A 302-nucleotide genomic window follows, 5' to 3' on the forward strand; every position below is an offset into this window, starting at 1 on the left:
TACGGGTCAAGCCAGAAGATTGCAGGCATGCCAGAGTTACGTGCACGCGTTACAGCAAGTTTTACCCAGTCGCGGATCGGTGCGTCTTTCACCTGACACATACGCCAGATATCACCTTCTTCCACGTTTTGAGACATCAACACTTCACCAGTTTCAAGGTCAGTGATGTTCGCAACACCCGCTTCTGGAATTTCGAAAGTCTTGTCGTGAGAACCGTATTCTTCAGCTTTTTGAGCCATCAGACCAACGTTAGGAACTGTACCCATAGTACGTGGGTCGAAGTTACCATTCCATTTACAGAA

General features: G+C 47.7%; 1 protein-coding gene. It reads right to left on the minus strand.

Features of this window, described 5'->3' with window-relative positions:
- A partial coding sequence (locus tag B4J23_RS10910) for an NADP-dependent isocitrate dehydrogenase (RefSeq protein ID WP_291360593.1) occupies positions 1-302 on the minus strand: 302 nt, incomplete at both ends.

This window comes from Acinetobacter sp. UBA3025 (genome assembly GCF_002367915.1).
Lineage (GTDB): Bacteria > Pseudomonadota > Gammaproteobacteria > Pseudomonadales > Moraxellaceae > Acinetobacter.